The organism is Achromobacter veterisilvae, from assembly GCF_037619525.1.
Lineage (GTDB): Bacteria > Pseudomonadota > Gammaproteobacteria > Burkholderiales > Burkholderiaceae_B > Achromobacter > Achromobacter veterisilvae.
Genome location: NZ_CP148753.1, coordinates 5,903,012 through 5,927,424, shown reverse-complemented (window position 1 = coordinate 5,927,424; position 24,413 = coordinate 5,903,012). Strand labels below are relative to the sequence as shown.

Annotated in this window: 22 protein-coding genes, 1 tRNA gene and 1 pseudogene; 16 read left to right on the top strand and 8 right to left on the bottom strand. The window is 65.6% G+C overall.

Annotated features, from left to right (window positions below; genetic code table 11):
* Nucleotides 1-42: 42 nt before the first annotated feature.
* Both WHX56_RS27555 and WHX56_RS27550 read right to left on the bottom strand, forming a co-directional pair.
* The gene (locus WHX56_RS27555) at nucleotides 43-1,368 is read right to left on the bottom strand and encodes an ABC transporter substrate-binding protein (RefSeq protein WP_338879529.1); all 1,326 of its coding nucleotides are present in this window, start codon (nucleotides 1,366-1,368) and stop codon (nucleotides 43-45) included.
* Nucleotides 1,369-1,474: 106 nt separating this feature from the next.
* Nucleotides 1,475-1,894 carry a FlxA-like family protein gene (locus tag WHX56_RS27550; protein ID WP_338879528.1) on the bottom strand — a complete coding sequence of 140 codons (420 nt, stop codon included), beginning with the start codon at nucleotides 1,892-1,894 and terminating at the stop codon, nucleotides 1,475-1,477.
* A gap of 152 nt (nucleotides 1,895-2,046) precedes the next feature.
* Here WHX56_RS27550 and WHX56_RS27545 point away from each other — a divergent pair, with 152 nt between their 5' ends.
* The gene (locus WHX56_RS27545; protein WP_287755662.1) at nucleotides 2,047-3,357 is read left to right on the top strand and encodes a solute carrier family 23 protein; all 1,311 of its coding nucleotides are present in this window, start codon (nucleotides 2,047-2,049) and stop codon (nucleotides 3,355-3,357) included.
* Here WHX56_RS27545 and WHX56_RS27540 read toward each other — a convergent pair.
* Nucleotides 3,340-3,687 (bottom strand): annotated as a pseudogene (locus tag WHX56_RS27540) (HAMP domain-containing protein); the annotation flags it as partial. The gene WHX56_RS27545 and the pseudogene WHX56_RS27540 sit on opposite strands and share 18 nt — an antisense overlap.
* A gap of 466 nt (nucleotides 3,688-4,153) precedes the next feature.
* Between WHX56_RS27540 and greA the strand changes: the two are divergent.
* Entirely contained in the window at nucleotides 4,154-4,630 is a 477-nt protein-coding gene (gene greA, locus WHX56_RS27535) for a transcription elongation factor GreA (protein WP_129241724.1), read from the top strand.
* A gap of 128 nt (nucleotides 4,631-4,758) precedes the next feature.
* Here greA and WHX56_RS27530 read toward each other — a convergent pair whose 3' ends face one another.
* Nucleotides 4,759-5,358 carry a YhbY family RNA-binding protein gene (locus WHX56_RS27530; protein WP_338879527.1) on the bottom strand — a complete coding sequence of 200 codons (600 nt, stop codon included), beginning with the start codon at nucleotides 5,356-5,358 and terminating at the stop codon, nucleotides 4,759-4,761.
* A gap of 18 nt (nucleotides 5,359-5,376) precedes the next feature.
* Here WHX56_RS27530 and WHX56_RS27525 point away from each other — a divergent pair, with 18 nt between their 5' ends.
* From WHX56_RS27525 to WHX56_RS27505, 5 genes are all read left to right on the top strand, one after another.
* Nucleotides 5,377-6,009, top strand: coding sequence for an RlmE family RNA methyltransferase (locus tag WHX56_RS27525; RefSeq protein ID WP_129241722.1), 633 nt, complete (start codon nucleotides 5,377-5,379; stop codon nucleotides 6,007-6,009).
* A gap of 219 nt (nucleotides 6,010-6,228) precedes the next feature.
* Nucleotides 6,229-8,115 (top strand): ATP-dependent zinc metalloprotease FtsH, encoded by a 1,887-nt coding sequence (gene ftsH, locus WHX56_RS27520; RefSeq protein WP_287755664.1) that lies wholly within the window; start codon nucleotides 6,229-6,231, stop codon nucleotides 8,113-8,115.
* Between the two features lie 18 nt (nucleotides 8,116-8,133).
* On the top strand, nucleotides 8,134-8,979 hold the full coding sequence (gene folP / locus WHX56_RS27515) for a dihydropteroate synthase (RefSeq protein ID WP_338879526.1): 846 nt from the start codon (nucleotides 8,134-8,136) through the stop codon (nucleotides 8,977-8,979).
* Nucleotides 8,976-10,316, top strand: coding sequence for a phosphoglucosamine mutase (gene glmM, locus WHX56_RS27510; RefSeq protein WP_129241719.1), 1,341 nt, complete (start codon nucleotides 8,976-8,978; stop codon nucleotides 10,314-10,316). The genes folP and glmM overlap by 4 nt, the downstream gene beginning before the upstream one ends.
* Nucleotides 10,317-10,531: 215 nt before the next feature.
* A complete protein-coding gene (locus WHX56_RS27505; RefSeq protein ID WP_129241718.1) occupies nucleotides 10,532-11,338 on the top strand; it encodes a GNAT family N-acetyltransferase in 807 nt (268 codons plus the stop codon).
* Between the two features lie 122 nt (nucleotides 11,339-11,460).
* Here the strand turns inward: WHX56_RS27505 and ppx are convergent, their stop codons facing one another.
* Nucleotides 11,461-12,948: an exopolyphosphatase gene (gene ppx, locus WHX56_RS27500; protein WP_129241717.1), complete on the bottom strand. Its 1,488-nt coding sequence runs from the start codon at nucleotides 12,946-12,948 to the stop codon at nucleotides 11,461-11,463.
* A 220-nt stretch (nucleotides 12,949-13,168) separates the two neighbouring features.
* On the opposite strand from ppx, the gene ppk1 reads away from it, so the two are divergent.
* From ppk1 to pstB, 5 genes are all read left to right on the top strand, one after another.
* Entirely contained in the window at nucleotides 13,169-15,244 is a 2,076-nt protein-coding gene (gene ppk1 / locus WHX56_RS27495) for a polyphosphate kinase 1 (RefSeq protein ID WP_129241716.1), read from the top strand.
* A gap of 395 nt (nucleotides 15,245-15,639) precedes the next feature.
* Entirely contained in the window at nucleotides 15,640-16,677 is a 1,038-nt protein-coding gene (pstS, locus tag WHX56_RS27490) for a phosphate ABC transporter substrate-binding protein PstS (protein ID WP_129241715.1), read from the top strand.
* A 155-nt stretch (nucleotides 16,678-16,832) separates the two neighbouring features.
* Nucleotides 16,833-17,849: a phosphate ABC transporter permease subunit PstC gene (gene pstC, locus WHX56_RS27485; protein WP_129241714.1), complete on the top strand. Its 1,017-nt coding sequence runs from the start codon at nucleotides 16,833-16,835 to the stop codon at nucleotides 17,847-17,849.
* A gap of 26 nt (nucleotides 17,850-17,875) precedes the next feature.
* On the top strand, nucleotides 17,876-18,730 hold the full coding sequence (gene pstA / locus WHX56_RS27480; RefSeq protein WP_129241713.1) for a phosphate ABC transporter permease PstA: 855 nt from the start codon (nucleotides 17,876-17,878) through the stop codon (nucleotides 18,728-18,730).
* 48 nt (nucleotides 18,731-18,778) lie between these two features.
* Entirely contained in the window at nucleotides 18,779-19,555 is a 777-nt protein-coding gene (gene pstB, locus WHX56_RS27475; RefSeq protein ID WP_129241712.1) for a phosphate ABC transporter ATP-binding protein PstB, read from the top strand.
* A 64-nt stretch (nucleotides 19,556-19,619) separates the two neighbouring features.
* On the opposite strand, the gene WHX56_RS27470 is transcribed toward pstB, so the two are convergent.
* A complete protein-coding gene (locus tag WHX56_RS27470; protein WP_338879525.1) occupies nucleotides 19,620-20,972 on the bottom strand; it encodes an aromatic acid/H+ symport family MFS transporter in 1,353 nt (450 codons plus the stop codon).
* Between the two features lie 260 nt (nucleotides 20,973-21,232).
* On the opposite strand from WHX56_RS27470, the gene WHX56_RS27465 reads away from it, so the two are divergent.
* The 4 genes from WHX56_RS27465 to WHX56_RS27450 all read left to right on the top strand — a co-directional run bounded on the left by WHX56_RS27465 (nucleotide 21,233) and on the right by WHX56_RS27450 (nucleotide 22,481).
* A tRNA-Pro gene (locus tag WHX56_RS27465) sits at nucleotides 21,233-21,309 on the top strand.
* 402 nt (nucleotides 21,310-21,711) lie between these two features.
* Nucleotides 21,712-21,990 (top strand): type II toxin-antitoxin system RelE/ParE family toxin, encoded by a 279-nt coding sequence (locus tag WHX56_RS27460; RefSeq protein ID WP_338879524.1) that lies wholly within the window; start codon nucleotides 21,712-21,714, stop codon nucleotides 21,988-21,990.
* A 12-nt stretch (nucleotides 21,991-22,002) separates the two neighbouring features.
* A complete protein-coding gene (locus WHX56_RS27455; RefSeq protein ID WP_338881846.1) occupies nucleotides 22,003-22,293 on the top strand; it encodes a HigA family addiction module antitoxin in 291 nt (96 codons plus the stop codon).
* Between the two features lie 68 nt (nucleotides 22,294-22,361).
* Nucleotides 22,362-22,481, top strand: a complete 120-nt coding sequence (locus WHX56_RS27450) for a KorB domain-containing protein (protein WP_338879523.1) — start codon at nucleotides 22,362-22,364, stop codon at nucleotides 22,479-22,481.
* On the opposite strand, the gene WHX56_RS27445 is transcribed toward WHX56_RS27450, so the two are convergent.
* Together WHX56_RS27445 and WHX56_RS27440 are read right to left on the bottom strand one after the other, a co-directional pair.
* On the bottom strand, nucleotides 22,437-22,748 hold the full coding sequence (locus tag WHX56_RS27445; RefSeq protein WP_338879522.1) for an iron transporter: 312 nt from the start codon (nucleotides 22,746-22,748) through the stop codon (nucleotides 22,437-22,439). The two genes, WHX56_RS27450 and WHX56_RS27445, sit on opposite strands and share 45 nt — an antisense overlap.
* Entirely contained in the window at nucleotides 22,745-24,367 is a 1,623-nt protein-coding gene (locus WHX56_RS27440; RefSeq protein WP_338879521.1) for a PepSY-associated TM helix domain-containing protein, read from the bottom strand. The genes WHX56_RS27445 and WHX56_RS27440 overlap by 4 nt, the downstream gene beginning before the upstream one ends.
* Between the last annotated feature and the right edge of the window lie 46 nt (nucleotides 24,368-24,413).

Here is a 24,413-nt window from a genome sequence, read left to right as displayed (position 1 = left end):
GGGCGGATCCGGTCCGCCGCCGCCGTACGCAGGGCTTGCCGCTCAGAGCGCCGCGGCCTGTTTGGCCAGCTTCACGGCTTCTTCATAGTTGGCGCGGGCGCGCCCGTTCCACTCGCCTTCCAGTTGCGTGATCTGCTGGTTCACGGCGGCGTCCTTCTTGTTGCCGGCGAAGATGGCCAGGAAGGCCGGGTCCGCGGCTTTCTTGCCGTCGACCATCGGCGCCCAGGCCAGCTTGCGGGCCTGGTCCAGCAGTTCCGCGGGCTTGCCGCTCTTGGCCTTGTCGCCCAGCTTGGCTTCCGCGTCGTAGATGGCCTTGGTGGCCGCCTGCAGTTCCTTCAGCCGGAACGTGACGGTCTGGTCGTACAGCGACTGCACCACGTAGTAGCGCGTCTGCGAGAGATCCGCATTGAACTGCACCTTGCTGCGCTTGGCGATTTCGGCCGGGTCCGGATAGCCGGGCGGGATCTTGCCGGCAAGCGCGGAGTAGGGCAGCACCGGAAGGCGCGAGATCTTCGGCTCCAGCAGCAGTTCCTGGCCCGCCTGGCTGAGCGTGAAGGCGATGAATTTCTTGCCTTCTTCGGTGTTCTTCGCGCCGTCGATCAGCGCGATGTTGGCGGGCACGATGGCGGTTTCGGACGGGTAGACGAAATCGACCGGGAACTTGGAATACTTGCTGGACAGGCCGAAGAAGTCGATGACGGGGCCGGCCCCGAACTGGCCGTTGTTCACGCCGTCCGGCACGCCGAACGAACGCTCGGTGACGGCGCTGCTGTTGCCCGACATGCGCAGCAGCGTGCGCCAGCCCTCGTCCCAGCCTTCGCCTTGCAGAATGGTCTCGACGGTCAGGTGCATGGTGCCCGAGCGCGACGGCGACGTGATGCCGACGTGGCCGAACCATTGCGGCGCCAGCAGGTCCTTCCATTCGACCGGTGCGGGAAGCTTGTGCGCGGCGATGTAGCGCGTGTTGTAGATGATGCCGTAGCCCGCCAGCGCCTGCCCCAGGTACATGCCGCCCGGATCGTTGATGGGATAGTTGCCGATCTTGTCCGGCACGTCCTTGTTCGCCACGTCGGACGACTTGGCCAGCAGCTTGTCGCGGCCCAGCACTTCGAACGCGTCGGGCGCGCTGGCCCAGAACACTTCGGGGCGCTGGCCGGCGGGCGTTTCGCGCACATAGGCGATGCCCGACACGGTGTTCTTGTTCAGGATTTCCAGCGTGATGCCGGGATTGGCCTTTTCGAACGCGGTCTTATAGGCCTGGGTCAGGTCCTTGGGGAACGACGTGATCACCGTCACCGTGCCGGCCAGGGCCGGCGCGGCGCAAACGGCCAGCAGCGCCCCTGCGAGGGCTGTGCGCATTGCGTGCATGGTTGTCTCCGTGGTTTTAGATTTGTCCGGAGACAGTAATGTCTGGTCCGCGATGCGTCCAATCAGAAATTTTGATGCGGCCCATCAGCGGGGGCGGCCCCGCGCGCTACGCCGTGGTGGACACGCCGCCCTGCTGCGCCCGGGCCTGCTGCGCCATTACCTGCGCGATCTGCCCCTGGATCTGCGCCGCCTGGGCATTGAGCGCCTGCAACTGCTGGGCCTTCATTTCGGCGGACATGCCGCTGGCCCTGACCTTGGCGATCTGGTCCATGACCCGCTTCAACTGCTTCTGCAATTCCTTGATCTGGCGGGTGAATTCATCGTCGTTGTCGGTGTCTTCGGCCGACTGCGCGCCGCCGATCTTCATGCCGCCGGGATTGTTGACCCGCAGCCCGCCGTCCTGGGAGGTCACCGACGCTTGCGAGGACTGCGAGCTTTTGGCCTCTTTGTTGGCCTGGATCTTCTCGGCCCACAGATCGGCCAGGTTGCTGAGCCGGGAGGTGCCGCTGAGGGAATCGATCGCCATGGTTGCTCCTGTTGCCTGTAGGAATTTCGGGGTTTCTACCAATACGGCATTGCGGCGGAGAACTTAAATATTGCCGGCCCTTCGCGGCCCCCTTTACACTGGCGCCCGCTCGCAGTCTGAATCCTCCATTCGAATTACTCCCCGGGGAATCCATGTCCAATTCCTATTTTCCGCGCTGGCGCCTGGCCGACGACGCCGAGCCCGGCGTCATCATCGCGCCCGACGAAAGGCTGTCCTGGCCCAAGAACGTGGCCATGGGCGCCCAGCACGTCGTTGCCATGTTCGGGTCCACCGTGCTGGCGCCGCTGCTCATGGGCTTCGATCCCAACGTCGCCATCCTGATGTCGGGCATCGGCACGCTGATCTTCTTCCTGTTCGTCGGGGGGCGGGTCCCCAGCTACCTGGGGTCCAGCTTCGCCTTCATCGGCGGGGTGATCGCGGTGACCGGCTATGCCGGCGGGGGCGCGAACGCCAATATCGGCGTGGCGCTGGGCGCCATCATCGCCTGCGGCCTGGCCTATACGCTGATCGGCGTGGCCGTCTGGTTCGCCAACGCGCGGGCCGGCGGCGGCGCGAACTGGATCGACACGCTCATGCCCCCGGTGGTCACGGGCGCGGTGGTCGCCGTGATCGGCCTGAACCTGGCGCCCATCGCCGCCAAGGGCGCCATGGGGGCATCGGGCTTCGACAGCGCGATGGCGATCGTCACGATCCTCTGCGTGGGCGGCATCGCGGTATTCACTAAGGGCATGGTGCAGCGCCTGCTCATCCTGGTGGGCATGATCCTGGCCTGCGTGGTGTACGGCATCTTCGCCAACGGCCTGGGCCTGGGCAAGCCGATCGACTTTTCGGCGGTGGCCGCGGCGGCCTGGTTCGGCCTGCCGCAGTTCGCCGCGCCGGTGTTCAAGGCCGAGGCCATGGGCCTGATCGTGCCCGTCGCGATCATCCTGGTGGCCGAGAACCTGGGCCACGTGAAGGCCGTCAGCGCCATGACCGGCCAGGACCTGGACCGCTACCTGGGGCGCGCCTTCGTGGGAGACGGCGTCGCCACCATGCTGTCCGGCGCCGTGGGCGGCACCGGCGTCACCACCTACGCCGAGAACATCGGCGTGATGGCCGTCACGCGCATCTACTCCACGCTGGTGTTCGTGGTGGCCGCCGTGATCGCCATCGTCCTGGGCTTCTCGCCCAAGTTCGGCGCCTTGATCCAGACGATACCCGGGCCTGTGCTGGGCGGCATGTCGGTCGTGGTGTTCGGCCTGATCGCCATCGCCGGCGCCCGCATCTGGGTGGTCAACCAGGTGGATTTCAGCGACAACCGCAACCTTATCGTGGCCGCGGTCACGCTGGTGCTGGGGGCGGGCGACTTTACCGTCAGGCTGGGCACCTTCACGCTGGGCGGCATCGGCACCGCCACCTTCGGCGCCATCATCCTGTACGCCTTGCTGCGCCGCAGGAAGTAAGCCACCCGCCCCCAGCGCCAGCGTGACCGCGGCCAACTGGTTGGCCTGGGCGGCGTTTTCCGCGTTCTGCTTGACGGTGACCGCCAGTTCTTCCATGGTGGACGCGGTTTCTTCCAGGGTCGCGGCCTGCTCCTCGGTGCAGACCGGCAGGTTGGCGTTGCCGGCCGCGATCTCCGCCGCGCCGACGTTGATTTCCTCCACGCCGCGGCGCACGGAAGTCACGGTGCGGGTCAGCCCTTCCTGCATGCGCTTGAGCGCGGCGAAGAGGGTGCCGATCTCGTTGTCCGAACGGCTTTCCACGCGGCCGGGCAGATCGCCCGCCGCGATGCGAAAAATGAATGTATTAATTTGTTATTAATTCAACAATTTGTTTTTATGCTGGTTTAGGCGATTTTCTCCAGCCGTTTTCGCCTCGTTTCCGGCACTCGCCGAAATAAAGGTTATTCCCGAGTAGTTTTTGCGCAACAAACTGCGGGCGGAAAACTCGCGGCCTGCGCGATTACCGCCGCATCTTGCGCGAAAGCAAGGACAGTTGACGAAAATGGCTGGTTTTAGTGGGTTACAGCGGCGAAAACCGCCGAAAACGACGTTTTCTCCGGCGGCTTGCAATTCCCGTGGACTTTGCCCACAATATGACCTTGATTGCCCCGGTTCCGACCCGAGCCGGGGTTTTGTTTTGGTCGTCCGCGCCGCACCGTCATTATTGAAGTATCCGGCGGCATGCGCGCGCGAGCCTAGCGACCTTCACCGAGAACGCTCCGTCGGGGGCGTTTTCTACTTTTGTTTGGGAAACGACATGTCTGCCATTCCTTTGACCGTGCGCGGGGCCGAGCGCTTGCAAGAAGAGCTCCAGCGGCTGAAAACCGTGGAACGTCCCGCCGTGATTAACGCCATCGCCGAGGCGCGCGCGCAGGGCGATCTGTCGGAAAACGCCGAGTACGATGCTGCTCGCGAGCGCCAAGGCTTCATCGAGGGCCGGATTGCTGAGCTTGAAGGCACGCTTTCCAATGCCCACCTGATCGACCCCTCCGCCCTCGAGGCCGAAGGCCGCGCCGTGTTTGGCGCAACCGTCGAGATCGAGGACCTGGATTCGGGCGATCGCGTGACGTACCAGATCGTCGGCGACGTTGAAGCCGACATCAAGTCGAATCTGATTTCCGTGTCGAGCCCGGTGGCCCGCGCGTTGATCGGCAAGAGCGAAGGCGACGTCGTCGAGGTCAAGGCCCCGGCTGGCGTTCGCGAGTATGAAGTTTTGGGCGTGCGTTACATCTGACGCCGAAGTATTAGCTGGAAACTGTCAAAACACCCTAGTCCGAGCCGTGCATTCGCATGGATTCCGCGGTTTAATGCGGACAGCTATGGTGGGCCGGGCGCGTAAAGCGCCCGTTTTTGTGCCTGCGGCTATTTTTTTGCAGACCGGCGGCTGGTGCCGCTGCGGGCTCCGGCCCGCAGGCTGAGCGCGCTGCCGGCGCGGCGAGGGATGCCGTGGTCGCTGCCGGAAGCTTTCTTGGTGCTGGGGCGCATGGGCTTGCCGTTCTTGTTGAGCTGGTCCGCGGGCACGAAGCGCGTCTTGGGCTTGGGCTCTTCGGTTTCGCTGCGGCGCGGGCGCTTGGCGAGGGTCTTGCCTTCGGCGGCCAGCTTCTTGGGCGTATGGGGCTCGGAGGCGCGGCGCTTGGCCGGGCGTTCGGGGTCCTGGGCGGCCAGCGAGGCGGGCTTGACGTTGCCGGCCAGCGGGCGGAACAGGATCAGGATCTTGCCCAGGTGGTGTACCGGCGCGCAGGACAGCGAGTCGCAGATGGCCGACAACATGGCCTCGCGGGCTTCGCGGTCGTCGCCGCCGGCGCGCACCTTGATAAGGCCGTGGGACGTCAGCGCGAGGTCGATTTCCTTGAGCACGGCGTCGGTCAGGCCATTGTCGCCGATCAGGACGACGGGGCGCAGAGGGTGAGCGGCGGACCGAAGGTCGCTGCGCTCACGAGAGGTAAGTTCTAATATAGGCATGCGTGGAATTGTACGGTAATGGCCAAGAATAAATTCTCCAAAGACTGGATTCACCAGCACATCAATGATCCCTATGTGAAGCTGGCGCAACAGAAGGGCTACCGGGCCCGCGCCGCCTTCAAGCTGATCGAGATCCTGGAAGCCGAGAAGCTGATGCGCCGGGGCGACCTGGTCGTGGACCTGGGCTCGGCGCCCGGCAGTTGGTCCCAGGTGGCGCGCGAGCGCCTGTCGGGGCCGGGCGGCGTCGTGGACGGCCGCATCATCGCTCTGGACCTGCTGCCCATGGAGCCGGTGGCGGGCGTCGAATTCATCCAGGGCGACTTCCGCGAAGATGAAGTTTTGAAACAATTGGAAGACATGGTCGGATCCCGCGCGGTGGACCTTGTTATTTCGGACATGGCCCCCAACTTGTCAGGCGTGGGTAGCGCCGATTCGGCGCGCATCCAGCATGTGTGCGAACTGGCGATGGAATTCGCCTGCGCCCATTTGAAGCCCAACGGGGCGCTGATCGTCAAGGCCTTCCACGGCAGCGGCTTTTCGCAGATCGTGCAGTCCTACAAGCAGCGCTTCAAGCGGGTGGTCGAACGCAAGCCGAAGGCGTCTCGGGACAAATCCTCCGAAACCTTTTTGGTTGCGCGCGATCTGAAGTAGCCCGGGCCCGCCGGGGCATGCCGCCCCAGGGCCAAGAAGAACCTATCGCCTGCCGAGACAACGACCAGAAAACTTACGTATCAGACGAAACTTAAACGTGCCCAGGGATCCCAGGACGCAATCTGGCCTGACAGGGTAGAATGGGCTATTGACATACTTGTGACTGTGCCATATGCGGGTGCGCGGTTGCCGGTCGGAATCGAAAGCAGGAGATCGACCTTGAACAATTCATTTTCGAAAGTCGCTGTCTGGATGGTGATAGCCCTCGTGCTGTTCACCGTCTTCAAACAGTTCGACGGACGCGCTCAGACACAGGATGGCGTGACCTATACGCAGTTCATGGACGACGCCAAGGCGGGACGCATCCGCAAGGTCGACGTCCAGGGCGACGTGCTTTACGTCACGCCCGACGCGGGCCGCGCCTATACGCTGACTTCCCCGGGCGACCTCTGGATGGTCTCCGATCTGCTGAAGTACGGCGTCCAGGTCTCGGGCAAGCCGCGCGAAGAACAATCGCTCTTGATGAGCATCTTCGTATCGTGGTTCCCCATGCTGCTGCTGATCGGCGTGTGGGTGTTCTTCATGCGGCAGATGCAGGGCGGCGGCAGGGGCGGCGCATTCAGCTTCGGCAAATCGCGCGCTCGCATGCTCGACGAGAACACCAACCAGATCACGTTCGCCGACGTCGCCGGCTGCGACGAAGCCAAGGAAGACGTCCAGGAACTGGTCGATTTCCTGCGCGACCCCAGCAAGTTCCAGAAACTGGGCGGCCGCATTCCGCGCGGCGTGCTGATGGTCGGCTCCCCCGGTACCGGCAAGACGCTGCTGGCCAAGGCCATCGCGGGCGAAGCCAAGGTCCCGTTCTTCAGCATTTCCGGTTCGGATTTCGTTGAAATGTTCGTCGGCGTGGGCGCGGCCCGCGTGCGCGACATGTTCGAGAACGCCAAGAAGCACGCGCCCTGCATCATCTTCATCGATGAAATCGACGCGGTGGGCCGCCAGCGTGGCGCCGGCCTGGGCGGCGGCAACGACGAACGCGAACAGACGCTGAACCAGATGCTGGTGGAAATGGACGGCTTCGAATCCGGCCAGGGCGTGATCGTGATCGCCGCGACCAACCGTCCGGACGTGCTGGACCCGGCGCTGCTGCGCCCGGGCCGCTTCGACCGCCAGGTCGTGGTGCCGCTGCCCGACATCCGCGGCCGCGAGCAGATCCTGAAGGTCCACATGCGCAAGGTCCCGCTGTCGCCCAACGTCGACGCGACCGTCCTGGCGCGCGGCACCCCGGGCTTCTCGGGCGCCGACTTGGCCAACCTGGTCAACGAAGCCGCGCTGTTCGCCGCCCGCCGCAACGGCCGCACGGTGGATATGTCCGACTTCGAAAAGGCCAAGGACAAGATCATCATGGGCGCGGAGCGCCGCTCCATCGTCATGCCCGAAGAGGAACGCAAGAACACCGCGTACCACGAGTCCGGCCACGCGATCGTCGCGCGCCTGCTGCCCAAGACCGACCCGGTCCACAAGGTCACCATCATCCCGCGCGGCCGCGCGCTGGGCGTGACGATGCAGTTGCCCGAGACCGACCGCTACAGCATGGACAAGGGCCGCCTGCTGTCCACCATCGCCGTGCTGTTCGGCGGCCGCATCGCCGAAGAACTGTTCATGGACCAGATGACGACGGGCGCCTCGAACGACTTCGAACGCGCCACCGCCATCGCCCGCGACATCGTCACGCGCTACGGCATGACCGACGAACTGGGTCCCATGGTCTACGCCGAGAACGAAGGCGAAGTGTTCCTGGGCCGCAGCGTCACCAAGACCACGCACATGTCCGAAGCCACCATGCAGAAGGTGGACACCGAGATCCGCCGCATCATCGACGAGCAGTACGGCGTCGCGCGCAAGATCCTGGAAGACAACCGCGACAAGGTCGAGGCGATGACCGCCGCGCTGCTGGAATGGGAAACCATCGACGCCGACCAGATCAACGACATCGTCGAGGGCCGCCCGCCGCGTCCCCCGAAGACGCCTCAGGGTCCGTCGGACACGTCCGATACGCCGCCCACGGGCCTGGCGGCAGGTGGCAATACGGCTGCCGCTGTTTGAGGCTGCTCATCCTGAGTTATGGCAAATAACTTTCTTTGCGGGCGCTTCGAGTTCGATCTCGAGCGCCCGCTTGTCATGGGTATCGTCAATGTCACGCCGGATTCGTTTTCCGATGGCGGCGAGCACGACGATACGGATTCCGCGGTGGCGCACGCGCGCCGCCTGATCGAAGAGGGCGCCCAGATCCTGGACCTGGGCGGCGAGTCCACGCGGCCCGGCGCCGATCCGGTGTCCGTGGCGGACGAACTGGCGCGGCTGCTGCCGGTGATCGAGGCCTTGCGCGATTGCGGCGTGCCGCTGTCCATCGACACCTTCAAGCCCGAGGTCATGCGTGCCGCGCTGGATGCCGGCGCGGACATGATCAACGACATCTACGGCTTTCGCCAGCCCGGCGCCGTCGAGGCCGTGGCGCAATCACGCTGCGGGCTGTGCGTGATGCACATGAAGGGCGAGCCGCGCACCATGCAGGCGGCTCCACCCGAATACACCGACCTGATCGGCGAAATCGGGCTTTTCCTGGGGGCTCGCGCGCACAAGCTGCGCGCCGCCTGGGTCGATCCTCGCCGCATCGTGCTGGATCCGGGCTTCGGCTTCGGCAAGACCGGCGACCAGAACTTCCAATTGCTGCGCCGGCTGTCCGGCCTGCGCAGCATCGGCTATCCATTGCTGATCGGCCTGTCGCGCAAAACCATGATCGGCCAGGCCACCAGCCGGCCGGTCGGCGACAGGTTGCCCGGCAGCATCGCTGCGGCGCTTGCCTGCGTGGCGCGTGGCGCCTCCATCGTGCGTGTGCACGATGTCGCGGCCACGGTCGACGCGCTCAAGGTATGGCACGCGGCAGAACAAGGAGCAATCACTTCATGATTCGACGCAAGTATTTCGGCACCGACGGCGTGCGCGGCGAGGTTGGCGGTCCGGTGATCAATGCCGAGTTCGCCCTGCGCCTGGGCTACGCGGCCGGCCGCGTGCTGGCGCGCGAGCACGCCGTGCGCGGCGGCCGCCCGCAGGTCGTGATCGGCAAGGACACGCGGATTTCGGGCTATATGCTGGAATCCGCCCTGGAGGCCGGCCTGTCGGCCGCGGGCATCGACGTGCTGCTGGCCGGCCCGATCCCGACCCCCGCGGTGGCCTACCTGACGCGCGCCCTGCGCCTCGTGGCGGGCATCGTCATCAGCGCTTCGCACAACCCGTACCATGACAACGGCATCAAGTTCTTCTCGGCGCAGGGCATGAAACTGCCCGACGAGATCGAGGCCGCCATCGAGGCCGCGCTGGACGAGCCGCTGGGCTGCGTGGGCTCGGAAGCCCTGGGCCGCGCCCGCCGCATGGCCGACGCGCAGGGTCGCTATATCGAATTCTGCAAGAGCACCTTCCCCAACGACCTGGACCTGAACGGGATGACGATCGTGGTGGACGCCGCCCACGGCGCCGCCTACAACATCGCGCCCCACGTCTTCCGCGAATTGGGGGCCGAAGTGCACGCCATCGGGGTGCACCCCGACGGCTTCAACATCAACAAGGGCGTGGGCGCGCTGCACCCCGAACTGCTGGCCAAGGAAGTGAGCGCGCGCGGCGCCCAGTTGGGCATCGCGCTCGACGGCGACGCGGACCGCCTGCAGATGGTGGACGGCGACGGCCGCATCTACAACGGCGACGAACTCATGTACGCCATCGTCCGCGAACGCATGCAGCGCGGCAAGGTGGACGGCGTGGTGGGCACGCTGATGACCAATTTCGGCTTCGAGCGCGAAATGAAGCGCCTGGGCGTGGGATTCGAGCGCGCCGACGTGGGTGACCGCTACGTGCTGGAACAGATGCAGGCGCGCGGCTGGCTGTATGGCGGCGAAAGCTCCGGCCACCTGCTGTGCCTGGACTGCCACTCGACCGGCGACGGCATCGTGGCCGCGCTGCAGGTGCTGACCGCCCTGCGCCGCAACTCGGTGGGGCTGTCGGCATGGGTGAGCGACCTGCGCATGTATCCCCAGAAGATGATCAACGTTCCGCTGACGCCGGGCCAGGACTGGAAGACGCACGCCGGCCTGACGGCGGCGCGCAAGGCCGTCGAAACGGAGCTGGACGGCCGCGGCCGCATTCTCATCCGGGCTTCCGGCACCGAACCGAAGCTGCGCCTGATGGTGGAAGCCGAGGACGAGGCGCTGGCCGTATCGTGCGCGGAGAAGCTTGCGGCCAGCATGGGGTAGATGCCCGGCTGTCCGATTCCTGGCAAAGGCCACCCCTCGCGCGACGGGTGGCCTTTGTTTGTAAATGGCCTGTACTCGTTTGTAAAGTTTTGTCGAATTCGGTGGAATGTTGACTTATCTGCCCCGAACTAAACTTCATAGTCACGTAACATATTGGTCAAGTCTTTGACATACAGGGCGTCCACACTGGCTGGACTCTCTAGGAGCTTCGCCCAATGCTGGAATTAGCACGCATCAATCCGAGCCGTAATGCCGGCGAACCCTGGACCGGCGGCGCCGCCAAGGTGCTGGTGGTGGGCTTGGCGCGCACGGCTGAAGAAATCGAGCAGATTCAACGCCTGCGCTACGAAGTCTTCACCGAGGACATGGGCGCGGTGTTCCCCGATGCCCAGGACGGCGTCGAACGCGATCGTTTCGATCCGTTCTGCGAACACCTGATGGTTCGCGAGCTGGACACGGGCCGCGTCGTGGGGACGTATCGCATCCTGACCCCGGAAAAGGCGCGGGAGGCGGGCGGGTACTACTCGGAGTCCGAGTTCGACCTTTCCGGGCTGGGCCCGATCCGGGACGAACTGGTCGAAGTCGGCCGCTCCTGCACGCACGCCGACTACCGGGGCGGCAGCGTCATCATGCTGCTCTGGTCCGGCCTGGCTGAATACCTGCGCCGCGGCGGCTACGAATACGTGCTGGGCTGCGCCAGCGTCAGCCTGCGCGACGACGGCGTCACGGCCGCCGAGGTGTGGCGCACCATTTCCAAGAGTTTGCCACAGGGCGGCGAACCCCGCGTGACGCCGCTGCACCGCTATCCCGTCGAAAAACTCAACAGTACCTTGCCGGCTCGCGTGCCGCCGCTGATCAAGGGCTACCTGAAACTGGGTGCCAAGGTCTGTGGCGAGCCCGCCTGGGATCCGGACTTCAATGCGGCGGACTTCCCGGTGCTGCTGAAGATGGAGCGCATGGACGAACGCTACCGCCGCCATTTCGGCCTGGACCAGCCGGCCGTCTCCACCCCCCAGCGCTGACCGCCATGCGCCGCCTGCTCCGCCGCATGAAGATCAGGCTGATACGGCGGGCGACGCGGCCGCTGCGCATGGAACTCAAGCGGCTGGACCGCGGGACGGACCTGTCGCCGTTCTAGCGCCCCTCAGAATTCCAGCAGTTCGAACGAAAACCCCACCTTGTTCCATTCGGCTTCTTCGGCGCGCAGCGTGAAGTCGCTCAGGGGGTGCTGGGCCAGCCAGTCGCGGTTGACGCGCACGACGATGGAGTTGTCGCGCACCGATGCCGTCAGCGGCAGCGGTTCGATCTCGTTGCGGCGGCGGAACAGCAGCACCGCCAGGCGCAGGCTGAGGATGGCCTTCCATTGGGGACGCGAGCGCACCAGCGGCTCCAGTTTGGTCAGCTTGCCCTGGTGGCCGAGCGCCAGCAGCGCCAGCAGTTGCTGGTCGGCGCGCGAGAAACCCGGCATGTCGGCGTTTTCCAGCACGTAGGCCGTGTGCTTGTGATACGCGTTGTGGGCGATGGACAGGCCCACTTCGTGCAGGTCCGCCGCCCAGCCCAGGGCGGGGCGCAGCTCGGCGCGTTCCGGGCCGTCGGGGAACATCGCGTCGAACAGGGTCAGCGCGGCGTGGCGCACGCGGCGAGCCTGGTTGGGGTCGACGTGGTAGCGCTTCATGAACTGGCGCACCGATTCGTCCCGCTTATCGTGTTCGTCGTCGCGGCCCAGGAGGTCGTACAGCACCCCCAGGCGCAGGGCGCCGTCGCCGGTGTGCATGACCTCGATGCCCAGTTCGTCGAAGAGGGCGCTCATGATGGCCAGCCCGCCCGGCAGCACGTCCGCGCGTTCGATCTTGATGCCCGGCAGTTCGGAGGGAATGACGCGGCCCGAGCGCACGATGCGGTCTTTCAGCTTGCTCAGCCCGGCGCGCGTGATGCCGCGGTCCGAGAAGCGGCTTTCGGTCAGGATGGCGAACAGCGCCTTGGCGGTGCCCGAGGACCCGTAGGCCTCTTTCCAGCCCATCTTCCGGTACTGCTTGGCGATGACTTCGATCTCGCGGCGGGCGGCCAGTTCGGCCTGCTTCATCTGGTGCGCGTCCACGATGCCGTCCGAGAAAAACTGGCGGCTGTAGCTGACGCAGCCCATGTAGAGCGAGGACATCAGCGAGGGTTCGTGCCCCTTGCCGATGATGACCTCGGTGGAACCGCCGCCGATGTCGATGACCAGCCGCTTGTTGGGCGAGGGGGGCAGGGTGTGGACGACCCCCGAGAATATCAGGCGGGCCTCTTCGCGGCCGGCGATGACTTCGATGGGAAAGCCCAGGGCGGCTTCGGCGCGGGGGAGGAAATCCCGGGTGTTGCGCGCCACGCGGAAGGTGTTGGTGGCGACGGCGCGCACGCGGTTGGGGTGGAAGCTGCGCAGGCGGTCGCCGAAACGTTCCAGCACGGCGATGGCGCGGTCGATGGCGTCGTCGCCAAGCCGCTTTTCGGTATCCAGGCCGGCCGCGAGCCGGACGGTTTCCTTGAGGCGGTCGATCTGGTAGATCTGCGGCGTACCGTCCTGCTGAACGATGCGTCCGATGGAGAGGCGGAAGCTGTTGGACCCGAGGTCCACCGCGGCCAGAAGTTGATCCATGCGGCTCGTGAATAGTGGCTGTGAGGTGGCCTGATTATAGAGACCCCATGTGACAGCGCCCCGAATCGCGGGTTTTTTCTTATGGAACAGGGGCTTGGGAGGATATATCCGCCCGCCATGCGTCCCGGTTTTGGCGTACGCTACGATTTTGCTGTCGTGTCATGGAACCGTCACTTTTTTGCAGTAAAACTCCCCGCTCTCCCTACGTATGGAACCCGGTATGCCCTCACGCCCTCCCGCCGAGCCCTTGCTCATGAACCGCGAGTTGTCGCTGCTGAAATTCAACGAACGCGTGCTGGCGATGGCGGAGGATCCGAAGACGCCCCTGCTCGAACGATTGCGCTACGTGTGCATCGTCAGTTCCAATCTGGACGAGTTCTTCGAGATCCGGATTTCCAGCCTGAAAGAGCAGCAGCGCCAGTCGCCGAACCTGGTGGGGCCGGATGGCATGACGCCGGACCAGGCATTCGAGAACGTACAGCAGGCCGTCCATGAACTGGTCGGCCGGCAGTACAACTTGCTCAACGACGAGATCCTGCCCGCGATGCACGCCGAGGGCATCACCCTGCACCACGCGTCCGAATGGAATCCGCAGCAGCAGGAATGGGCGCGCGACGTGTTCAACCGCGACGTGATGCCGCTGCTGACCCCCATCGGGCTGGACCCGGCGCATCCGTTTCCGCGCGTCTACAACAAAAGCCTGAACTTCATCGTGTCGCTGTCGGGGGCCGATGCCTTCGGCCGCCAGGCCTCCATCGCCGTGGTGCAGGCGCCGCGGGCCCTGCCGCGCCTGATCAAGATGCCGCAAGAGCTGTCCGGCCACCCCGAAGGCTACATCCTGCTGACCTCGCTGCTGCGCGCCTTCGTCGGCGAGCTGTTCCCCGGGCTGGAGATGCTGGGCTGCTACCAATGGCGGGTGACGCGCAACAGCGACCTGTTCGTGGACGAGGAAGAAGTCACCAACCTGCGCCACGCGCTGCAGGGCGAACTGTCGCAGCGCAACTTCGGCGCCGCCGTCCGCCTGGAGATCGACAAGCTGACGCCGGTCGAACTGGAAACCTTCCTGCAGCGCGAGTTCTCGCTGAAGCCCGAGGACACCTACCGGGTGCCCGGCCCGGTGAACCTGTCGCGCCTGATGCAACTGTGCAATTCGGCTTCGCGGCCGGACCTGCTGTTTCCCGACTACCGGGCGCCCGTGCCGGCGCCGTTCGACAAGGTGGGCGACAAGCCGGCCGAACTGTTCGAGGCCGTGGCCCAGCAGGACCGGCTGCTGCACCATCCCTACCAGTCGTTCCAGCCCGTCATCGATTTCCTGACCGCCGCCGCGCTGGATCCGGACGTGATGGCCATCAAGCAGACCATCTACCGCACCGGCGAGGATTCCGAGCTGATGAAGATCCTGCTGGCCGCGGCGCGCGCCGGCAAGGAAGTCACGGTGGTGGTGGAACTGATGGCCCGCTTCGACGAACAGACCAACATCAATTGGGCCTCCAAGCTGGAAGAAGTGGGCGCCCACGTGGTGTACGGCGTGGTGGCGCACAAGACGCATGCCAAGATGGCCGTGGTGCTGCGCCGCGAGAAAGGCCGCCTGCGCCGCTACGCCCACCTGGGCACCGGCAACTACCACCCTCGCACGGCGCGCCTGTACACCGACTTCGGGCTGCTGACCGCGGACCCCAGGCTGTGCGAGGACATGGACAAGGTCTTCGCGCAATTGACCGGGCTGGGCGCTCGCCGTTCGCTCAAGGCGCTGATGCAGTCGCCCTTCACCATGCACGACGGCATGGTGGCGCTGATCCGCGCCGAGGCCCGGGCGGCCAAGGCGGGCAAGCGTTCCCGGATCATGGCCAAGATGAACTCCCTGCTGGAAGAGCAGATCATCGAAGAACTCTACAAGGCGGGGCAGGCCGGTGTGAAGATCGACCTGATCGTGCGCGGCGTGTGCGCCTTGCGCGCCGGCGTGCCGGGCCTGTCCGAGAATATCCGGGTGCGCTCCATCGTGGGCCGCTTCCTGGAACATTCCCGGGTCTTCTACTTCTATGCCGACGGCGAGGAAACCGTCTACCTTTCGTCGGCCGACTGGATGGACCGCAATTTCTTCCGCCGCGTGGAAATCGCCTTCCCGATCTACGACAAGACCCTGAAAAAACGGGTGATCGACGAGGCCTTCACCTACGCCCTGCGCGACAACCAACTGGCCTGGCAGCAGCAGCCCGACGGCGACTACGCCCGCGTCAAGAGCCGCCGCGAACCCTTCAACGTGCATCAGTACCTGATGCAGAAGCTGGGCGTGTAACACCCGCCGCCCGCAGGGGCGGCGTTTCCGCGCAACGCCCCGGGGATCCGTCCCCGGCTCCTCATTTCCGGCGCCCCGGCCTAGTCGCAACCGGCATTCGAGGCAAAGCGCCCTCAATCCAGGCCACGCGGATCCGCTCTGCGGTCCGCCACCGACGCCCCGACCTTCTCGCAACTGCCATTCGAGGCAAAGTGCCCCCAATCCAGGCCGCGCGGATCCGGCTCCGCCGGTCCGCCACCGGCGCCCCCCTGGGGGGGAAGGCGCGCAGCGCCTGCGGGGGGGTACATGACTGTCACTATCCTGTCATTTTGGGCTTCTAAGATGCGAGGGTCGCTGAAAGACAGGCAGTACCAAAGCCTGCCAAGCCTCCTCCAACGAGCACAGAAGGAACCCAGATGTTCAAACGTGTCTTCAAACAAGTTTCCGTGGGCGTCGCGCTGAGCGCCGCCGTCTTCGCCGTCCAGGCCGCCGACGTGACCGGCGCCGGCGCATCGTTCCCGTACCCGATCTACGCCAAGTGGGCATCGGACTACAAGGCGGCCACCAACAACGCCGTGAACTACCAATCCATCGGTTCGGGCGGCGGCCAGCAGCAGATCATCGCCAAGACCGTCGACTTCGGCGCCTCGGACGATCCCATGAAGGCGGCCGACCTCGAAAAGAACGGCCTGCTGCAGTTCCCCGCCGTGATCGGCGGCACCGTTGCCGTGGTCAACATCGACGGCGTGGAGCCGGGCAAGCTGAAGCTGTCGGGCGCGGTCCTGGCCGACATCTTCCTGGGCAAGGTCAAGAAGTGGGACGACGCCGCCATCAAGGCGCTGAACCCCGACCTCAAGCTGCCGTCGGCCGACATCATCGTCGTGCACCGTTCGGACGGCTCGGGCACCACCTTCGGCTGGACGAACTACCTGTCCAAGGTGTCGCCTGACTGGAAGGCGCAAGTCGGCGAAGGCAAGGCCGTCAAGTGGCCCACCGGCCAGGGTGGCAAGGGCAACGAAGGCGTCGCCGCCTACGTCGGCCAGTTGAAGAACTCGATCGGCTACGTCGAATACGCCTACGCCAAGCAGAACAAGCTGGCCTGGACGCAACTGCAGAACAAGGAAGGCAAGTTCGTCCAGCCCGAGCAGAAGGCATTCGCCGCCGCGGCCGCCAACGCCGACTGGAAGAGCGCGCCGGGCATGGGCGTGGTCCTGACCGACGAGCCGGGCGCCGATTCGTGGCCCGTTACCGCCGCCACCTTCATCCTGATCCACAAGTCGCAGGACAAGCCGGCCCAGGGCAAGGCCGTGCTGGAGTTCTTCGACTGGGCGTTCAAGAACGGCGCCAAGTCCGCCGAGACGATGGACTACGTGCCGCTGCCTGAAGCCGTGACCAAGGAAATCCGCGCCGCCTGGGGCGAGGTCAAGGCCGCCGACGGCAAGGCCGTCTGGTAGGATGGGTGTAGCGCGGCAAAGACTCGGCAAGAATGCCGGCTCGGAGCGCGCGCAACCCATCACGACCGCCCTGGCCTTCCCCTCAAGGAAGCCAGGGCCGGCCCGCCCCAAATCCCCGATGTTTCTCCCTCAGGTTTCCCAAGGAAAGTCCATCCATGAGCGCGGTAATGGATAATAGTGTGCCGCTTCCGCCCAGCGTGGCGGATTCCGTGACTACCGGCACGCCTTCGCCTATGAAGCAAAACAACAACGCGCTGATGGATGCGCTATTCAAGAATCTGACGCGCCTGTTCGCCTTCCTGGTGTTCATCCTGCTGGCGGCGATCCTGGTGTCCCTGATCTACGGCAGCCGCGAATCGCTGGCCAAGTACGGCCTGTCGTTCCTGTGGCTCAACGACTGGGACCCTGTCAACCAGAACTACGGCGCCGTCGTGCCTATCATCGGCACGCTCCTGACCTCGGCCATCGCGTTGATCATCGCCGTGCCGGTGTCGTTCGGCATCGCCATCTTCCTGACCGAACTGTCGCCGGCCTGGCTGCGCCGCCCGCTGGGCACCGCGATCGAAATGCTGGCGGCCATCCCGTCCATCATCTACGGCATGTGGGGCCTGTTCGTCTTCGTCCCCGTGTTCCAGCAATACGTGCAGCCCTTCCTGATCGCCACGCTGGGCAGCCTGCCCGTGATCGGCGGCATCTTCGCGGGGCCGCCCTTCGGCATCGGCATCTTCACGGCCGGCCTGATCCTCTCGATCATGATCATCCCGTTCATCGCCGCGGTCATGCGCGACGTGTTCGAACTGGTGCCCACGATGCTGAAGGAATCGGCCTACGGACTGGGCAGCACGACCTGGGAAGTGATGTGGCGCGTGGTCCTGCCGTTCACGAAGTCCGGCGTCATCGGCGGCATCATGCTCGGCCTGGGGCGCGCCCTGGGCGAGACCATGGCCGTCACCTTCGTCATCGGCAACGCCTTCAAGTGGTCGGGCTCGCTGTTCTCGCCGGGCAACTCGATCGCCTCGGCGCTGGCCAACGAATTCAACGAGGCGGGCGGCATCCAGAAATCGGCGCTGCTGGAACTGGGCCTGATCCTGTTCCTGATCACGACGATCGTGCTGGCCCTGGCCAAGATGCTGCTGGTCCGCCTTTCGGCCGGTGAAGGCAAGAAAACCTGACGCGCCGCGAGCACAAGGAAAAGATCATGGCTGTATCCGTACTCAACATGCAGAACGGCATCTACCGCCGGCGCCGCGTGGTCAACCGCATCATGCTGACCGTGTCGCTGGGGACGCTGACGTTCGGGCTGTTCTGGCTGTTCTGGATCATTCTGACGTTGTTGACCAAGGGCGCTCCGGCGCTGTCCCTCGCGCTGTTCACCGAGATCACGCCGCCGCCCGGGCAGGCCGGCGGCCTGATCAACGCCATCTTCGGCAGCGTGGTGATGGCCGGCGTGGGCACGCTGATCGGCACGCCCGTGGGCATCCTGGCCGGCACCTACCTGGCCGAGTACGGCCAGCGCGGCTGGCTGGCGCCCGCCACGCGCTTCCTGAACGACGTGCTGCTGTCGGCCCCGTCGATCATCATCGGCCTCTTCATCTACGCCGTGTACGTGGCGCAGGTGGGCCATTACTCCGGCTGGGCCGGCGCCCTGGCTCTGTCCATCCTGGTGATCCCGGTGGTGGTCCGCACCACCGACAACATGCTGCTGCTGGTGCCCAACAGCCTGCGCGAAGCCGCGGCGGCGCTGGGCTGCCCCAAGTGGCGCATGATCACCCTGGTGTGCTATCGCGCCGCCAAGACCGGCATCATCACCGGCGTGCTGCTGGCCATCGCCCGCATCTCGGGCGAGACCGCGCCGCTGCTGTTCACGGCGCTGTCCAACCAGTTCATGTCCTTCAACATGAACGCGCCGATGGCCAACCTGCCGGTCGTGATTTACCAATACGCCGCCAGCCCCTTCAAGGACTGGAACAACCTGGCCTGGGCCGGGGCCACGCTGATTACGCTGCTGGTGCTGGGCATCAACATCATCGCCCGCAACATGTTCCGCAAATAAAGATCGCTATGCCGGCGCGCGGGGCGCGCCGGCGCCAAGGGAAACCCAATGGAAAACACCGCCACCGCCGTCAAGAACAAGATCGAGGTCAAGGACCTGAACTTCTACTACGGCAAGTTCCATGCGATCCGCAATGTGAACATGTCGATCCAGGAGAAGAAGGTCACCGCCTTCATCGGCCCGTCGGGCTGCGGCAAGTCCACGCTGCTGCGCACGTTCAACCGCATGTTCGAGCTGTATCCCGGCCAGCGCGCCGAGGGCGAGATCATCCTGGACGGCGAAAACCTGCTGACGGCCAAGACCGATATTTCGCTGATCCGCGCCAAGGTTGGCATGGTGTTCCAGAAGCCCACGCCGTTCCCCATGAGCATCTACGACAACATCGCCTTCGGCGTGCGACTGTTCGAGCGCCTGTCCAAGGGCGAGATGGACGAGCGCGTGGAATGGGCGCTGAGCAAGGCCGCGCTGTGGAACGAAGTGAAGGACAAGCTGCACCAGAGCGGCAACAGCCTGTCGGGCGGCCAGCAGCAGCGCCTGTGCATCGCGCGCGGCGTGGCCATCAAGCCCGAGGTGCTGTTGCTGGACGAGCCGTGCTCGGCGCTGGACCCGATTTCCACCGCCAAGATCGAAGAGTTGATCGCCGAACTGAAGAACGACTACACCGTCGTCATCGTGACGCACAACATGCAGCAGGCGGCCCGCTGCTCGGACTACACCGCCTACATGTACCTGGGCGAACTGATGGAATTCGGCCAGACCGACCAGATCTTCGTGAAGCCGTCGCGTAAGGAAACGGAAGACTACATCACTGGCCGTTTCGGCTGAGCGGCGCGGCGGGTTCGCCGCGGCCCCAGGACGGCGTGCCCCGAAAGGGCGCGCCGTTTTCCATTCAAGGCCGCTGCAGGGCCTGCGCGCCGGCGGGCGCGGCCCGTTCCCGCGGATCGCCCGCGTAGCGGCGGGGAATCAGGATGACGAAGACCGCCGCCAGCACGGCCGCGCACGAGAAGACGATGAAGTTCCAGGCCAGCGGCAATTGCAGCCCGGCCAGGTAGCCGCCGACGATGGGGCCGCTCATGGCGCCGATGCGCGCGAAGGAAAGCGCCCAGCCGGTGGCCGCGCCGCGCGCGTGGGCGGGGTAGTAGCCCGCCAGGTAGCCGGTCAGGATCAGCGACGAGGAAATGCTGCCGACGCCGGCCAGCGCCACCCACAGGTAGTTCACCGCCAGCGGGTTGTTGTAGGTCAGGCAGTAGATGCCGACGGCGCCCGCCAGGTAGAACAGCGCCACGATCCTGCGCGGCTCCGTCCTGTCGGCGAACCGCCCCAGCACCAGGCCGCCGATGGCCGAGGCCAGGCTGAACACGAGCAGGAAGGAAATGCTGGACCCCAGGTCGTAGCCGTTCTTGCGCATGATCTGCGGCAGCCAGGTGTTCAGGCCATACACCAGCATCATGCCGAGGAACAGCGCGCCCCAGAAACACAGGGTGGCGCGCAGGTGGCGGGGGGCGAACACCGCCGCCATGACGTCGCGCCAGGTGGACTTGGCGCCCGCGACCTCGCGCGGCCGGAAGGCGTCCAGCGACGCGATGCCCAGGCGCTGCGCCTGCGACCGCGCGCCGGCCTCGTCGCCCTTGGCGAGCAGGTATTCCAGCGATTCCGGCAACAGGCGCGCTAACAGCGGCACCAGCAGCAGGGGCAGGGCGCCTACCGCGATGACCGACCGCCACCCCCAGTGGCTCAGCAGGGCCATGGCCACGGCCGCGGAACACAGGATGCCCAGCGAATAGCCCGAATACATCACCCCGTAATTGAAGCCGCGCCTGGCCGGCGGCGAATATTCGATGGTCAGCGCCGCCGCCGCCGGAATCACGCCGCCCAGCCCCAGCCCGCCGATGAAGCGGAACAGGCCGAACCAGGCCGGCGTGGGCGCCCAGGCCGCGCCGATCATTGTCAGCGAAAACAGGGTCACGCAGGCCAGCAGCATGCGCCGGCGCCCCAGCAGGTCGCTCAAGGTGCCCACGGCGAACGACCCCACGAACATCCCCGCCAGCGCGTAGCTGCCCAGCAGGCCCAGTTGCATCGGGCTGAGGGCCCAGTTCTTGTCTTCGGCCAGCGCCGGCAGCACGGCGCCCATCACGCCCACGTCGTAGCCTTCGAACAGGATGGCCAGCCAGCAGACAAAGAGCACGGTATGGGTAGTCCGCGCGGGCGTGGCCCAGGCGGATGGAGCGGAGGCGTTTGCCATGTGTTTCCCGATGAGTGTCTATTAGGTCGCGCCAACGGCGCCCGCTGGCTTATGCAGGCACTCCGGCGCGAAAACACAGGACGGCAGGCATCGCGGCAAGCCCCTGGCGGCTATCCCCAAAGCGTCGGAATCCGCATTTAATTTAGGCTTGAAATATATAGGTGTCAATCAGGGGATGGCCGGACGGCCGGACGGCGGCGACAAGGGCGGCCGCGGCGCGCAGGTCTGGCCGGCCAGTATCTGGTATAGTTGCCACCCTTCGGGGCGTAGCGCAGCCTGGTAGCGCATCTGCTTTGGGAGCAGAGGGTCGCGAGTTCGAATCCCGCCGCCCCGACCAAGAAAATCAAAGGGTTAGCTCAATACCGTGAGCTAACCCTTTTTCTTTGCTCGGCTTATGGGACAACAAACCCGAAGCTGTCCGCGTGTGAATTAAGGCTGAGGGTGCAGAGCGGGCAGGACACTTCGCAGGCTTGTCGGGGAGGGCGGGTCGCTTTTCGATGTGGAAGGGTGGAAGCGGCGGGCGCGATGGCGTCCTACCTCGTCCACGTGTCTAAGGACCGAATCGCGGCTGTCGTCACCGACGCGGTCGATGCCGAGCAGGCGCAGTCGTTGCTTGCCATGAAGAAGCAGCGGACGAGTCGACGGACGAATGGGCGGGATGCAGCCGGGGCGCGTCCCTTTCGCCGCGACGTTGCCCCGCGTCTATTGCGTCGTGTATCGTTACGGGATACAATCAAACATGATTATCGGATTCCGCCACAAGGGTCTTGAGACCTTCTACCGTACCGGCTCGACCCGAGGCATCCAGGCGGCACATGCCAGCAAGCTCAAGCGCATTCTGGCGTTGCTGGATGTGGCCAAGGGACCGCAGGATATGAACGTGCCGGGCTACAAACTCCACCCGTTGAAAGGCGATCTTGCGGAGCATTGGTCAGTCTGGGTAAACGGCAATTGGCGCGTTACCTTTCGGTTTACCGACGCCGGTGCTGAACTGGTCGATTATCAGGATTACCACTAGGAGCCAATCATGATGCACAACCCTCCGCATCCCGGCGAAATTCTCCGAGAGGACGTTATTGTCCCCTTGGGGCTATCTGTGACCGAAGCTGCTGATCGGCTGGCAATGTCTAGGGTGGCCCTTTCCCGGGTTCTCAATTGCAAAGCTGGTATCAGCCCGGACCTCGCTGTCCGGCTGGAACATGCCGGGGCAAGCACTGCTCAGGCGTGGATGGCGATGCAGGCCAACTATGATCTCTGGCAAGCACTTCAACATGAACAGCCTCCGGTCAGGCCGCTGGCTTCACCGGCTGGCGTTCACTGATTTCAAACACCCGCCAAGAAAAGGCCGCCCTAAGGGCGGCCTCAGTCGCTCATAAGGTCGCTCAAGGGATGAGCCAGGCGGACTTGGCCCGTGTCCTGGGCAAGTCCAAGGCATGGGTCAGCCAACACGCCGCAATGCACGCGTTACCGGATCCGATATGGGGCCAGCGCCAGCAGGGCCAGGCATAGCAACGATGCACCCGTCACCGCCTGGGCCAGGCGGATCCAGACCCGCGCATTGCCGCGGATGTTGAACACCCACAGCGCCACGCCCACATACACGGCGAAGCTCAGCATGGTGGCGGTCAGCACCGCCTGTGCGCGCGGCATCGGCAGGATCAGTGCCAGCAGCACCGTCAGGAGACTGGTGAAGGCATAGCCGCCGAGCACGGCAGCCAGCAGGCGCGAGGCCACGGCCCAGCGCAGCGCGGCCGGGGAAATGTCTTTGTCGCTCAAGGCGCGTTCCTTTGTCTTCGAGATGGCGCGGCCGGTTTTGCGCGCAATTTGTGACCCACCCGGTGTGCAAGCATGGCGAACACGGCGGCCAGACTCGCCATGGTCAGGTCGAATCCGGCGCGGGCCCAGTCGCCGCGCGCCAGCGTGTTCCAGAGATGCTGTTCGGTGGTCAGCGCGTTCAGGACGGGCACCAGCGCGTAGGCGGCTGCGCACGCCCACAGCAGCTCGACCCAGGCGCGGCCAGTCGGACGGGCCAGCCCATAGAACGCGCTGCTCAGCCAGACCGCGAACAGGGTGTGCATTTCCCAGCCGGCGCGCGCAGCCAGGTCCAGCGGCAGCAGCCGGTTGGCCCAGAAGTAGGCGGCGAGCGCCAGCGGCAGCCCGGCCAGTGTCGCCACGTTCAAACCTTCCACGAGCCTCAGCCCGAACCGTTCGGCGGATTCGCGACCGCTGCCGAGGTGGTGGCGGCGCCGTTTGACGGTCCACATCACCAAGCCCGTGCCGATCATGGCGCAGCCCAGCAGGCCGGACGCGAAATAGAGCCAGCGCCCGACCGGCCCCGCGAACAGCCCCTCGTGCAGATTGATCAGCGCCTTCTGGGTCTGACCCGGCGCGCCGCCATAGACGGGCTCGGGCGCCAGCGGCGCCCCGCCGTGCGCATCGAAGCGCAACTTGTCCACGCCCCAGAACAAAATGCCGCCGCCCTGCACGCGCGCCAGCGTGACCTCGGCGCCGCCGCCCGCCGGCCGCTCCACGGTGATCGCGCCGACTTGCCCGGCGCCCCAGGCTGCCTCCGCGCGTTGCACCATCGGACCCAGCGGCAAGGCCGATAGCGCGAGCGCCTCGCGAGGCGGCCCGGGCGGCCCCCACAGCTCGGCGTAGTAGGCGTCCTCGCCCGCGTCGCCGCCAAAGACCGCCTTGGCGCCCAACGGCATGTACTCATACATGAAGAACACCAGCCCGCTGTAGGTGATCATCAGGAAGAAAGGCAGCGCCATGACGCTCACGGCATTGTGCGCGTCGAGCCACGAGCGTTGCCCCTTGCCCGGGCGGAACGTGAAGAAATCGCGAAAGATCTTCTTGTGCGTGATGATGCCGGTCACGATGGCCAGCAGCATCAGCATCGAACAGGCGCCCACCAGCCGGATGCCCCAGATCTTGGGCAGGTAGTACAGCTCGTAATGCAACCGGTAGAGCGCCGCCCCGCCGCCGGTGGCGCGCGGCGCCGCGGCCGGCGGCAGCTCGGCGCCCGTGGCGGCGTCGAGCCGGGCCCGGCCGGCGGGCGCGCGCCGCATGCCCGGCCCGTGCATGTCGTCCCAGCGCACCGACAAGCCTTCCCAGGCGCGCGACACCGGCGAGTATTGCGGCATCGAGATGGTCCAGCGCGTGGCCTGCGGCGCATGCGCGAGCAGATGCGCGGCCGCGCGGTCGGCCACGGCGGCGGCCTCGCCCGTGGGCAGCGGCGCGGCATAAGGCAGCTCCGGCTGCATCCAGCGCGTGATCTCGTGCTGGAAATAACCGGCCGTGCCCGTGACGAACACGAAGAACAGCACCCAGCCCACCGTCAGCCCGCTCCAGGTGTGCAGCCACGCCGCCACCTGGCGGAATCCATTTTTCATGAACGTGCCTCCGGGGCGCCGCGGCGGCGCTCCAGGCGCGCCGCGG